The organism is Amycolatopsis sp. WGS_07 (assembly GCF_045278895.1).
GTDB lineage: Bacteria > Actinomycetota > Actinomycetes > Mycobacteriales > Pseudonocardiaceae > Amycolatopsis.
On record NZ_CP136053.1, the window covers coordinates 5,797,947 to 5,810,132 of the forward strand.

The 12,186-nt window shown below is 70.4% G+C and carries 9 protein-coding genes; 2 read left to right on the forward strand and 7 right to left on the reverse strand.

Features of this window, described 5'->3' with window-relative positions; genetic code table 11:
• Nucleotides 1-113 precede the first annotated feature (113 nt).
• Nucleotides 114-1,316: a sensor histidine kinase gene (locus RPX00_RS27460; protein ID WP_406629626.1), complete on the reverse strand. Its 1,203-nt coding sequence runs from the start codon at nucleotides 1,314-1,316 to the stop codon at nucleotides 114-116.
• A gap of 444 nt (nucleotides 1,317-1,760) precedes the next feature.
• Between RPX00_RS27460 and RPX00_RS27465 the strand changes: the two genes are divergently transcribed.
• A complete protein-coding gene (locus tag RPX00_RS27465; RefSeq protein ID WP_406643115.1) occupies nucleotides 1,761-2,432 on the forward strand; it encodes a GntR family transcriptional regulator in 672 nt (223 codons plus the stop codon).
• Nucleotides 2,433-2,590: 158 nt separating this feature from the next.
• On the opposite strand, the gene pgl is transcribed toward RPX00_RS27465, so the two are convergent.
• From pgl to tkt, 6 genes are read right to left on the reverse strand one after another with little or no spacing between them, the layout of a single operon-like run.
• Nucleotides 2,591-3,364 carry a 6-phosphogluconolactonase gene (pgl, locus tag RPX00_RS27470; RefSeq protein WP_406629628.1) on the reverse strand — a complete coding sequence of 258 codons (774 nt, stop codon included), beginning with the start codon at nucleotides 3,362-3,364 and terminating at the stop codon, nucleotides 2,591-2,593.
• On the reverse strand, nucleotides 3,361-4,395 hold the full coding sequence (gene opcA / locus RPX00_RS27475) for a glucose-6-phosphate dehydrogenase assembly protein OpcA (RefSeq protein ID WP_406629630.1): 1,035 nt from the start codon (nucleotides 4,393-4,395) through the stop codon (nucleotides 3,361-3,363). The genes pgl and opcA overlap by 4 nt, the downstream gene beginning before the upstream one ends.
• A complete protein-coding gene (gene zwf, locus RPX00_RS27480; RefSeq protein WP_406629632.1) occupies nucleotides 4,392-5,918 on the reverse strand; it encodes a glucose-6-phosphate dehydrogenase in 1,527 nt (508 codons plus the stop codon). The genes opcA and zwf overlap by 4 nt, the downstream gene beginning before the upstream one ends.
• On the reverse strand, nucleotides 5,915-7,534 hold the full coding sequence (locus tag RPX00_RS27485) for a glucose-6-phosphate isomerase (protein WP_406629634.1): 1,620 nt from the start codon (nucleotides 7,532-7,534) through the stop codon (nucleotides 5,915-5,917). Before RPX00_RS27485 ends, zwf begins: the two co-directional genes overlap by 4 nt.
• 10 nt (nucleotides 7,535-7,544) lie before the next feature.
• Nucleotides 7,545-8,654, reverse strand: coding sequence for a transaldolase (gene tal / locus RPX00_RS27490; protein ID WP_406629635.1), 1,110 nt, complete (start codon nucleotides 8,652-8,654; stop codon nucleotides 7,545-7,547).
• Nucleotides 8,655-8,667: 13 nt separating this feature from the next.
• Nucleotides 8,668-10,767, reverse strand: a complete 2,100-nt coding sequence (gene tkt, locus RPX00_RS27495; RefSeq protein WP_406629637.1) for a transketolase — start codon at nucleotides 10,765-10,767, stop codon at nucleotides 8,668-8,670.
• 431 nt (nucleotides 10,768-11,198) lie between these two features.
• On the opposite strand from tkt, the gene RPX00_RS27500 reads away from it, so the two are divergent.
• Nucleotides 11,199-12,179, forward strand: a complete 981-nt coding sequence (locus RPX00_RS27500; protein ID WP_406629638.1) for a heme o synthase — start codon at nucleotides 11,199-11,201, stop codon at nucleotides 12,177-12,179.
• Nucleotides 12,180-12,186: the final 7 nt, after the last annotated feature.

Here is a 12,186-nt window from a genome sequence, read left to right on the forward strand (position 1 = left end):
CGGCGATTTCCCTGTGGTCTGGACTGGTGCCGGACCGCGCGGAGTGCTGGAAAATGCGGTGCGGGCAGAGACCTTGACCGGTCCAGACCAATTCCGTCGGCGTCTCCGGCGGCTCAGCGGTCCAGCGGATACCGGGCCCGCACCCGGAAACCGCCGTCCTCGGTGCCGGACGTTTCGAAGCTTCCGCCCAGCAGGCGGGCTCGTTCGGCGAGGCCGGTGAGGCCGTGGCCGCCGGAGGGGAAGGCTTCTCCGGTGCGGCAGGCGCGGGCGTTTTCGACCTCGATGTCCAGTGCGCCGCTCGCCGCGTGGATGCGGATCGTGGCTGTCGCGCCGGGGGCGTGTTTGTGGACGTTCGTCAGGCATTCCTGCACCGTCCGGTACGCCGCCGCCGAGACCTGGCTCGGCAGGGTGTCCGGGAGCTGCTCGACGGTCAGCTGCACCGGGACGTCGGACGTGCGGATCAGGTGGTCGAGTTCGCCTATCCCGGGCCGCGGGCCGTCGTCGCCCGCGCCGGAGCGCAGCACGCTCACCAGGGAGCGCAGCTCCTCCAGGGTTCGCGTCGAGAGCTGGCGGATGACCTGCGCCGTTTCCAGGGCCGGGCCTTCCTTGGCCTGCGCCTGCAGCGCGCCGGCCTGCATGGCGATCAGCGTGATCTGGTGCGACACCACGTCGTGCATCTCGCGGGCCAGCCGCGCGCGTTCCTCGGCGCGGACGGCGTCGGCGTGGAAGCGGCGTTCGCGGTCGCGGCTCTTCGCCAGTTCGCGCAGTTTCGCCGAAATCTCGGCGCGCGCTCCGATCAGCAGCCCGATCGCGATCGGCATTCCGGCCACCAGCACGCCGTAGATACCGTCCAGCACGTGCTCGCGCCAGCTCAGTTCCGCGAACTCCGACAGCGGCCACCGCACGAACCGGCAGGTGAACACCAGTCCCGCGCCGACCCAGGTCTGCCAGTGCAGCTGCCGCCGCGTCGCGAGCATGCCCAGGTTGAGCATCGACGCCAGCTGCGCCCATCCGGCGAGGAATCCCGGCACCGCGACGAGCACCGCCAGGAACGGGAACCGGCGCCGCACCACGACCGCGAGACACGCGGCGGCCGACAGGTACAGCGAATACGGATGCGCCTTCGGCGGCACCACGAGCCAGACGTCGAGCACCGCCAGCAGCACGACCACCGCTTCGACGGCGATCGTCGCGGCGAGGGGTTTCCGGAACACGGCGAACGCCCCGGTCAGGCTGGCGCGCCTGTCCCGCCGAGCGGCTCCCGCTGCGGAGCTGCTCATCGAGATGCCAGGAATCGAGAGTCCCTCAGTGCTCATCGCGGCGACCCCATTCGTCTTGTGGACTTGGTGATGAGATGCTCCGGCCACCCGATCGGGACGCGCGGTGGTCAACAAATGTGCGGATGCTAACGGGAATGTGTGTGTTGACGGTAAGTTTCACCCAGAGTGGTTCTTGTGGTGTTGTAATCTCCACAGCTGCTCCATAGGGGTGAAGGATCTGCGCGGGACATCACCTTGTGTCGATCACATCACCTTATGTTCACCATACGGCGGTTCCCACATACTGGTGAGCCGCCTTTTGGCGCAGGGTCAGTTGCTCCGTTTGCCGCCCAGGTCCAGCCCGCACGTTCAGGGGAGAGATCACCCGTGCGGGTGGGGTATAAGTATCGCTGCGCAGTCGAAGGCCCGCGCGAGCTGCCTGAGCAGCGGCGTTGATAATCGACGATCGCGCGGATTGTCTAACCTGAAGCCATGAAGCAGATGCTGTCCGAGCAGATCTACGACCGGGTCCGCGACGCGATCATGCGCGGCGAGGTCGAGCCGGGGCAGGCATTGAAACCGCAGGAGCTGGCGGCGCGGTACGAGGTCAGCCTCGCCGTGGTGCGGGAGGCGCTGGTCCGGCTGGTCGGCGAGGGGCTGGCGGAGCGGCTGACGAACCGGGGGTTCGCCGTGCCCGAGTTCGCCGCTCAGCGGTGGCAGGAGATCCTCGAGGCGCGCCGGACGGTCGAGCCCGAGGTGCTGCGGCTGTCCGTCGTGCGCGGGGACCTGGAATGGGAAGCCCGGGTGCGCGCGGCGGGGCATCGGCTCGCCCGGACGCAGATGTATGTGCCGGACGAAGGCAGCTACTACTCCGCTGCTTGGGCGGAGGCGCATCGCTTGTTCCACCGCACGCTGCTCGACGGCTGCGGGAACGCGGTCCTGCTGGAGAACTTCGACCGGATGTGGACGGCGAGCGAGCTGGCCCGGCGGTGGTCGGTGCATCCGGCGCACCGGCTGCCGGTGGAGGACGTGCTCGCCCAGCACGAGGGGCTGGAGCAGGCGGCGCTGAGCCGGGATCCGGACGTGGCGGCGCGACTGCTGACCGGCCACCTGGCGGCGACGGCGGCGGTGCTCACCGGGGCGGACGCGGGGGAGCGGGATGGTGCCGGTTAGAACGGGCGCAGGCACTCACAACCCGCGAGCCGAGCCCGCCACCTCGATCGCGCGATAGAGCCGGTGCGGGCACTCACGAGGCCCGCTCGCTATTTCCCTTGCTCCGCAACGAAAAGGCTCCTCGCGCCACGCACGAGGAGCCCCTTCCGCAAAGCCGTTTACTCAGCCGGCGGCTGGTACACCTTCGTCAGCTTCCCGGCCGCTTCGCGGTCCAGGAGCCACAGCGTCCGCCGGTAGCCGCGGGCGCCGGAGACCGGGATCTGCGTTTCCGGAGCCCCGGCCAGCGCCTGTGCCACCGCGTCCGCCTTGGCGGTGCCCGCCGTCATCAGCCACACCTCGCGGGCGCGGCGGATGGCCGGCAGCGTGAGCGACACACGCGTCGGCGGCGGCTTCGGGCAGTCGCGCACCGGAACCACCGAGCGCTGCGTTTCGCGCACCTCGGCGGTTTCCGGGAACAGCGATGCCGTGTGGCCCTCGCCGCCGAGGCCCAGCAGCATGATGTCGAACTCCGGCACCTCCGCGCCGGGGCCCGCCGCGTCGGACAGGACCTTCGCGTACGCCTCGGCGGCCGCGTCGACGTCGTCGCCGAACTCGCCGTCCGACGGGGCCATCGCGTGCACCCGCTCCGGAGCCAGCGGCACGTGGTCGAGCAGGGCTTCGCGCGCGCCCTTCTCGTTGCGCTCGTCCGAATCTGCCGGGACGAACCGCTCGTCGCCCCAGTAGACGTCCAGCCGCGACCAGTCGATCGCGTCGCGCGCGCTCGACTCCCGCAGCTCGCGCAGCACGGCGATGCCGGTGCCGCCGCCGGTGAGCACCACCGACGCCGCGCCCCGGGCTGCCTGCACGTCGACGATCCGGGTCACCAGCCGGGCCGCGGCGGCCGCGGCGAGCAGGTCCGGGTTTTCGTAGACGACGACCTCGGTCCGGCTCATGAGCCGCTCTTTTCCGCCGTCTTGCGGCTGGTGGCCTTCGCTGGAGCCTTCGCCGGTGCTTTCGCGGCGGCGGGCTTGGCCGAAGCCTTGGCCGCGGCCGGTTTGGACCCGTTCGACGCGGCGATCTTGTGCAGCCCGTGCAGCGAAGCCTCGTACACCTCGTCCGGGTCGAGCCGCCGCAGTTCCTCCACGAGGCACTCCGGATTGCTGCGCCGCTGCAACGCGATCCGCCGCGTCGGCTGGCCCGGCTGGGTCAGCGTGCCGACCCGCCCGTCCGGCCGCGTCAGCTCCACCGCGCCCGACTTCCGCTCCAGCTTCACTGAGATGATGCCCTGCGCACTCGAGCTTTTGACCCGGTGCACCGGTGCCTTGAGGTACTCGGCGAGCCAGCCGGCGAGCAGTTCGGTGGACGGCGAATCGGCCTCGCCGGTCACCGTCGCGCTCGTGATCTTCTCGTACGGCGGCAGGTCCAGCGCCGACACCAGCTGCGCCCGCCAGCGGGTCAGCCGGGTCCACGCCAGGTCGGTGTCACCCTCCACATAGGACTTCGCGCGCGTGGTGAGCGACCTTATCGGGTTCTTCTCCGCGGCCGAGTCGGTGATCCGCCGCTGTGCCAGCTGGCCCAGCGGGTCCTCCGCGGGGGCCTTCGGACCGGCTCCCGGCCACCAGGTGACGATCGGCGCGTCCGGCAGCAGCAGCGGCACGACCGCGCTCTGCCCCTGCGCGGCCAGCGGGCCGTACAGCCGCAGCACGATGACCTCGCTCGCGCCGGCGTCGCCGCCGACGCGGATCTGGCCGTCTATGCGCGGCGCGGCCGTGCGCGCGCCCTTCGCCACGACGATCACCCGCGACGGGTGCTCGCGGCTGGCGTCGTTCGCGGCCTCGATGGCGTCCTCGAGCTTGGCGTCGTCGTCCGCGACGATCACCAGCGTCAGCACCCGGCCGAGCGCGACCTGGCCGCCCTGCTCGCGGATCTCCACCAGTTTCTTGTTCAGCGCCGACGTCGTGGTCGACGGCAGGTCGATGATCACGGACGCCTCCAGTGCCTGCCGGTACGTTCCAGCATCTCGTCAGCCGACTTCGGGCCCCAGCTGCCCGGCGGGTACTGCTCCGGCGCGGTGCCGAGCTTCGCCCAGTGCGACAGCACCGGGTCGAGGATTTCCCACGACAGCTCGACTTCCTCGTTCACCGGGAACAGCGACGGCTCGCCCAGCAGCACGTCCAGGATCAGCCGCTCGTAGGCCTCCGGCGACGATTCGGTGAACGCGTGGCCGTAGCCGAAGTCCATCGTGACGTCGCGGACCTCCATCGTGGTCCCCGGCACCTTCGACCCGAACCGCAGCGTGATGCCCTCGTCCGGCTGCACGCGGATGACCAGCGCGTTCTGCCCCAGCTCCTCGGTGGAGGTGGAGTCGAACGGCAGGTGCGGCGCGCGCTTGAACACGACCGCGATCTCGGTGACCCGGCGGCCGAGCCGCTTGCCGGTGCGCAGGTAGAACGGCACGCCCGCCCAGCGGCGGTTCTGCACCTCCAGCGTCACCGCGGCGTAGGTCTCGGTGGTCGAGTCCTTCGCGAACCCGGCCTCCTGCAGCAGCCCCGGCACCTTGGTGCCGCCCTGCCAGCCGCCCGCGTACTGCCCGCGCGCGGTGGTCTGGTCCAGCGGCAGCATCGGCTTGGTCGCCGCCAGCACCTTGGCCTTCTCCGAGCGCAGCGCCTTCGGCTCGAACGACAGCGGCTCGTCCATCGCGGTGAAGGCGAGCAGCTGCAGCAGGTGGTTCTGGATGACGTCGCGCGCGGCGCCGATCCCGTCGTAGTACCCCGCGCGGCCGCCGAGGCCGATGTCCTCGGCCATGGTGATCTGCACGTGGTCGATGAAGTTCGCGTTCCAGATCGGCTCGAACAGCTGGTTCGCGAACCGCAGCGCCAGGATGTTCTGCACCGTCTCCTTGCCGAGGTAGTGGTCGATGCGGAACACCGACTCCTCGGGGAAGACGTCGTTCACGATCGCGTTGAGTTCCTTGGCGCTCTTCAGATCGTGCCCGAACGGCTTCTCGATGACGACGCGCCGCCAGGTGTTCTCGTCGGCCTGCGCGAGGCCCGAACGCGCCAGCTGCTTGGTCACCACCGGGAACGCGCCCGGCGGGATCGACAGGTAGAACGCCGTGTTGCCGCCGGTGCCGCGTTCCTCGTCCAGTTCGCGCACGGTCTTCGCCAGCCGGTCGAAGGCGTCGTCGTCGTCGAAAGTGCCCTGGACGAACCGGATTCCTTCGGCGAGCCGGTTCCACACCGACTCCTTGAACGGCGTCCGCGCGTGCTCCCGCACCGAATCGTGCACCAGCTCGCCGAAGTCCTGGTGCTCCCAGTCCCGGCGGGCGAAGCCGACCAGCGAGAACCCGGCGGGCAGCAGCCCGCGGTGCGCGAGGTCGTAGATGGCCGGCATCAGCTTCTTGCGCGCCAGGTCGCCGGTGACGCCGAAGATCACCAGGCTCGACGGCCCGGCGATCCGCGGCAGCCGCTTGTCGCGGGCGTCGCGCAGCGGGTTGCGCCAGGTCACTGGGCGGCCTCCTGTACTGCGCGGACGAGTTCGGCGAGCCCGGCGGCGCGGTCGGTCAGGTGCAGCCGCAGCACCGGACGCCCGTGTTCGGCGAGCACCTGTCCGTCGCCGAGCGCCTGCGCGTGCTGGAGCTGCCCCAGCGTGTACGGGCGGTCCGGCACCGCGAGGTCGTCCTCGACCGCGCCGGTGATCTGCAGGAAGCTGCCGTTCTGGTGGCCGCCCTTGTGGTACTGCCCGGTGGAGTGCAGGAAGCGCGGGCCCCAGCCGAACGTGGTCTGCACGCCGGTGCGCTTGGCGATTTCCGCGCGCAGCAACGAGGTCGACGCGTCGTCCAGCCGGTCCAGGTAGGCCTGCACGGCGATGTACCCGCCGTCCGCCACCGAACCGAAGAACGCGCGCAGCACGTCGGCGAGCTTGCCGTCGGTGGAAACTCCTTCGCTGCCAAAGACTTCGACCGCACCGTCCACAGTGTCCGGTGCCTCGCCGCCCTTCAGCTTCTCCGGGTCGTCCAGCAACGCACGAGCCGCCTTCTTGGCCGCCTCGACGTCCGGCTGGTCGAACGGGTTGATCCCGATCAGCCGTCCGACGAGCGCGGTCGCGAACTCCCACAGCAGGAACTGCGCGCCGAGCGGGCCGGTCACCGAGATCTGCGCCGCGCCTTCCGGGGCGCCGATCGCGACCGCGGTCGCGTCCTTGCCGTGGCCGGCGAACCCGGGAGCGTCCGGGCCCTCGACGGCCACCGGCAGCAGGCCGGTGCCGAGCTTGCCGGTGGACTCGGCGATGAGCTGCTCCGCCCAGTCCGGGAATCCCTTGATGCCCGAACCGGTGTCGGCCAGCACGACCTTCTCCGCACCGGCTTCGTGCGCCGCGCCCCACGCCGCCGCCAGCTGCACGGCCGGGTTCTCGGCGGTGTCCTCGGCGAGCGTTTCCGCCACCGACGCGGCCTGGTCGAGCAGCCGTGCGACGTCCGCGCCCGCGAGACCGGCCGGCACGAGGCCGAACGCGGTCAGCGCGGAGTAGCGGCCGCCGACGTGCGGGTCGGCCAGGAAGGTCTTGCGGTAGCCCTCTTTCTCCGCCAGTTCGGAGAACGGGGAGCCGGGATCGGTGACGACGACGATGCGCCGCGCCGCGTCGATCCCGGCGTCCGCGAACGCCTTGGCGAAAATCCGGCGGTGGCTGTCGGTCTCGACGGTGCCGCCGGACTTCGACGACACCACGATGACCGTGCGCTCGAGGTCGCCCGCGAGCGCGTCGGCCACCTGGCCGGGGTCGGTCGTGTCGAGCACCGTGAGCGGGACGCCGGCGGTGGCGGTGATGACCTCCGGCGCGAGCGACGAGCCGCCCATGCCGGCGAGCACCACGCGGTCCACGCCCTCGCTGCGCAGTTCCGCGCGCAGCGCTTCGATTTCCCCGATCAACGGACGCGACGACTTGTGCAACGTCGTCCAGGACAATCGGATCGACGCTTCGGACTCGGCGTCCGGACCCCACAGGGTGGAGTCCTTGGCGGCGAGCTTGGCAGCGGCGCCGTCGGCGGCCAGCCGCTGCGCCAGCGGCGCTGCCTTTTCTGCCAGTTCGGCGTCGACGATCACGACGCCGGTTTCGTCCCCGCTCATGGTCTCTGGTTCAGCCCCTCGCTTTGTTCAGCTGCCCGGTCACCGTGTCCAGCAGTTCCTGCCAGGACTTCTCGAACTTCTCGACGCCCTCGGTCTCCAGCGTGACGAAGACGTCCGGCACGTCGATGCCCGCCGCGGCCAGTTTGTCGAAGACCGCCTGCGCCTGCTCGCCCTTTCCGGAAACCGTGTCGCCGGTGATCTCGGCGTGGTCGGCGACCGAGTCCATGGTCTTCTCGGGCATCGTGTTCACGACGTCCTTGACCACGAGCTGGTCGACGTAGCGGGTGTCGGAGTAGGCCGGGTCCTTCACGCCGGTGGAAGCCCACAGCGGACGCTGCGCGTTCGCGCCCGCCTCGGCGAGCGCCTTCCACTGGTCCGTGGCGAACAGCTTCTCGAAGGCCGCGTACGCGAGCCGCGCGTTGGCGATGGCCGCCTCGCCCAGCAGCGCCTTGGCCTCGTCGGTGCCGATCGCGTTCAGCCGCTTGTCGACCTCACTGTCCACACGGGACACGAAGAACGACGCGACCGAGTGGATGCCCTTGAGGTCGTGGCCGTTGGCCTTCGCCTGCTCCAGACCGGCGAAGAAGGCCTTGATGACGGCCTCGTAGCGCTCGACGGAGAAGATCAGCGTGACGTTGACGCTGATGCCCTCGGCGAGCACCGCGGTGATCGCCGGCAGACCCTCTTCGGTCGCCGGGATCTTGATCATCACGTTCGGCCGGTCGACGGTCTTCCACAGGTCCTTGGCCTCGGCCACCGTCTTCGCGGTGTCCTTCGCCAGGCGCGGGTCCACCTCGATGGACACGCGGCCGTCGACGCCGTTCGTGGCGTTGTACACGTCGCGGAACAGGTCCGCGGCGTTGCGCACGTCGGTGGTGGTCAGCTCCCGGACGGTGCCGTCGAGGTCCGCGCCGCGGGCGGCGAGGTCGTTGACCTGCGCGTCGTAGGCGGCGCCCTTCGACAGCGCGTTCGCGAAGATCGTCGGGTTGGTGGTGACGCCGACGACGTGCTTGTCGCGGATGAGCCCGGCGAGGTTGCCCGATTCCAGGCGCTCCCGCGAAAGGTCGTCCAGCCAGATCGAGACGCCTGCTTCGGACAGCTGTCCGAGTCGGTCAGTCATGATTGCGCTCCTTTCAGTTCTTGGTGTTGGCGATCGAGCGGCGCGCGGCGTCCACCACGGCTTCGGCGGTGAAGCCGAACTCGCGGAACAGCGTCGCGGCGTCGGCCGAGGCTCCGTAGTGCTCGATCGACACGTTCTCGCCGGCGTCGCCGGTGAAGCGCTGCCACGGCATCGCGATCCCGGCCTCGACCGAGACGCGGGCCTTGACCGTCGGCGGCAGGACGGCGTCCTTGTAGTCCTGGTCCTGCGCGTCGAACCACTCGACGCACGGCATCGACACGACGCTGGTCGGGATGCCGTCCGCCTCGAGGGTCTTGCGCGCCTCGACGGCCAGCTGGACCTCGGAACCGGTGGCGATCAGCACGACCTCCGGGGTGCCGTTGGACGCCTCGGCCAGCACGTAGCCGCCCTTCTTGACGCCCTCGGCGTTCGTGCCCTCGAGCACCGGCACGTTCTGCCGGGTCAGCGCGAAGCCGGACGGGTGGTGCACGTCCTCCAGCACGGCCTTCCACGCGTACGCGGTCTCGTTGGCGTCCGCCGGGCGGACGACGTTGAGGCCGGGGATGGCGCGCAGCGCGGCGATCTGCTCGATCGGCTGGTGCGTCGGGCCGTCCTCGCCGAGACCGATCGAGTCGTGCGTCCACACGTAGATGACCGGGGCCTTCATCAGCGCGGCGAGCCGGACCGGCGGGCGCATGTAGTCGGAGAAGGTGAGGAACGTCGCGCCGTACGGGCGGGTGCCGCCGTGCAGCGCGATGCCGTTGAGGATCGAGCCCATCGCGTGCTCGCGGATGCCGAAGTGCAGCGTGCGGCCGTACGGGTTGGTCTTCCACATGTCGGTGCCGGCCGCGGCCGGGCCGAACGAGTCGGCGCCCTTCATGGTGGTGTTGTTGCTCTCCGCGAGGTCCGCGGAACCGCCCCACAGCTCGGGCAGCGGCTCGGCCAGCGCGTTCAGCACCTCGCCGGAGGCCTTGCGGGTGGCGATGCCCTTGGCGTCGGGCTCCCACGACGGCAGGTTGTCCGCGAAGCCCTCGGGCAGCGTGCGGGTGGACAGCCGGTCGGCCAGCTTCTTGCGCTCCGGGTTCGCCGCGGCCCACGCCTCGAAGCGCTCCTGCCACTCGGCGCGCTGCTTCTCGCCGCGCTCGATCGCCTGGCGGGTGTGCGCGAGCACGGCCGCGTCGACGTCGAAGTTCTTCTCCGGGTCGAAGCCCAGCGCCTTCTTGACGCCGGCGACCTCTTCCGCGCCCAGCGCCGCGCCGTGCGCCTTGCCGGTGTTCATCTTCGTCGGGGCCGGGTAGCCGATGATCGTGCGCAGCTGGATGAACGACGGCCGCGTGGTCTCGGCCTGCGCCGCCTTGATGGCCGCCTCGATCGCGACGACGTCCTCGCCGCCGTCGACGGTCTGCACGTGCCAGCCGTAGGCCTCGTACCGCTTCGCGACGTCCTCGGACAGCGCGATGTTGGTGTCGTCCTCGATGGAGATCTTGTTGTCGTCGTAGAAGACGATCAGGTTGCCCAGCTCCTGGCGGCCCGCGATGGACGAGGCCTCGGAGGTGACGCCCTCTTCGATGTCGCCGTCGGAGGCGATCACGTAGATGTGGTGGTCGAAGATGCTCTCGCCGGGAGCGGCGTCCGGGTCCAGCAGGCCGCGCTCGCGCCGGGCCGCCATCGCCATGCCGACGCCGTTCGCGAGGCCCTGGCCCAGCGGGCCGGTGGTGGTCTCGACGCCCTTGGTGTGCCGGTACTCCGGGTGGCCCGGGGTCTTGGAGCCCCAGCGGCGCAGCTGCTCGAGGTCTTCCAGCTCCAGGCCGAAACCGGCCAGGTACAGCTGGATGTAGAGGGTCAGGCTGGAGTGCCCGGCGGAGAGCACGAACCGGTCGCGGGCGGGCCACTCCGGGTCGGCCGGGTCGTGCCGCATGGTGCGCTGGAACAGCGTGTACGCCAGCGGCGCCAGGCTCATCGCAGTGCCCGGGTGCCCGCTGCCGCAGTTTTCGACGGCGTCCGCGGCGAGCACGCGGGCGGTGTCCACGGCGCGGGTGTCGGTTTCGGTCCAGTCGGCCGGCACGTTGCGCCGGAGCAAGGGGTTGGTCTCGCTGCTAGAGGTTTCGGACACTGAACTCGAACTCCTGCGTCGGTGAAGTGATGGCTGTATTCCGTGCGTGCCGCTCAAGTGCTGCGGTGTGCGCCCTCAGTTATCTCAATCGATCCCGAAGGGACGATATTCCTGCTGGCGGCGCTGCGCAGGCGGAGCGAACGGCCCGTCGGCTGCAGCCTAGTGCGTACGCGTGCGCGCGAGCGCGGGCGCGCACCCTGCGGGTGAAGTGATCCTGCCCGCCTTCCGGTCTCCGGCTACCCGCCGCGGGCGCTCGCGACTCGTTGCGGCGGACGTGACGGAGAAGACATCGCCGGGCGTGTCCCGGACCCGCGGGCATCGGGCCGTTCCGGCACGTCTAACATCGATTGCGGGCCAGGCACGGGAGTTCTCCAGGAGCACCGCCTCTTTTCTTCCGGGCCGCCCGGCCCAGGACTGACTCAGGGAGAGAAATGTCGTTGGTGAACGCTGCGCACGGACGCAGTGACGACACCAGCGCCGTACCCCCGGAAGGCGGGCGACCGCACGGGGCCCGGCGAAGCTTCCGCCAGGTGGCCGGCGCGTACGCCGCGCTGGCGAAGCCGCGCGTGATCGAGCTTCTCCTCGTCACCACGATCCCCGCGATGTTCCTCGCCGGGCGCGAGGTGCCGAACCCGTGGCTGGTGGTCGCGACGCTGGTCGGCGGCACGATGGCCGCGGGCAGCGCGAACGCGCTCAACTGCGTGATCGACAGCGACATCGACAAGGTCATGAACCGCACCAAGCGGCGGCCGCTGGTGAAGGACGCGGTGCCGCGGCGCAACGCGCTGATCTTCGGCCTCGTGCTCGGCGCCGCCTCGTTCGCGGTCCTGTTCTTCACGGTGAACCTGCTGGCGGCGGTCCTCGCGATCGCGACCATCCTGTTCTACATCTTCGTCTACACCCTCGGCCTCAAGCGGCGGACGTCGCAGAACGTGGTCTGGGGCGGCGCGGCGGGCTGCATGCCCGTGCTGATCGGCTGGGTCGCGGTCACCGGCACCGTGCAGTGGCCCGCGTTCGTGATGTTCGGCGTGATCTTCTTCTGGACCCCGCCGCACACCTGGGCGCTGGGCATGAAGTACCGCGACGACTACGAGCGGGCGGGCGTCCCGATGCTGCCGGTCGTCGCGACCGCCGAGCACGTGGCGCGGCAGATCGTCATCTACTCGTGGGTGATGGTCGCCTGGACGCTGCTGCTGCTCCCGGTCACGAGCTGGCTGTACGCGACCTTCGCGATCCTCGCCGGCGGCTGGTTCCTCTTCTACGCGCACCGGCTGCAGGCCGCCGTGCACCGCGGCGAGGAGACCAAGCCGATGGCGCTGTTCCACCGGTCGAACACGTACCTGATGATCGTGTTCGTCGCGCTGGCGGTCGACTCGGCGATCGGCTTGCCGGTGCTCGGCCTCCCGTTCTGACCCGTTC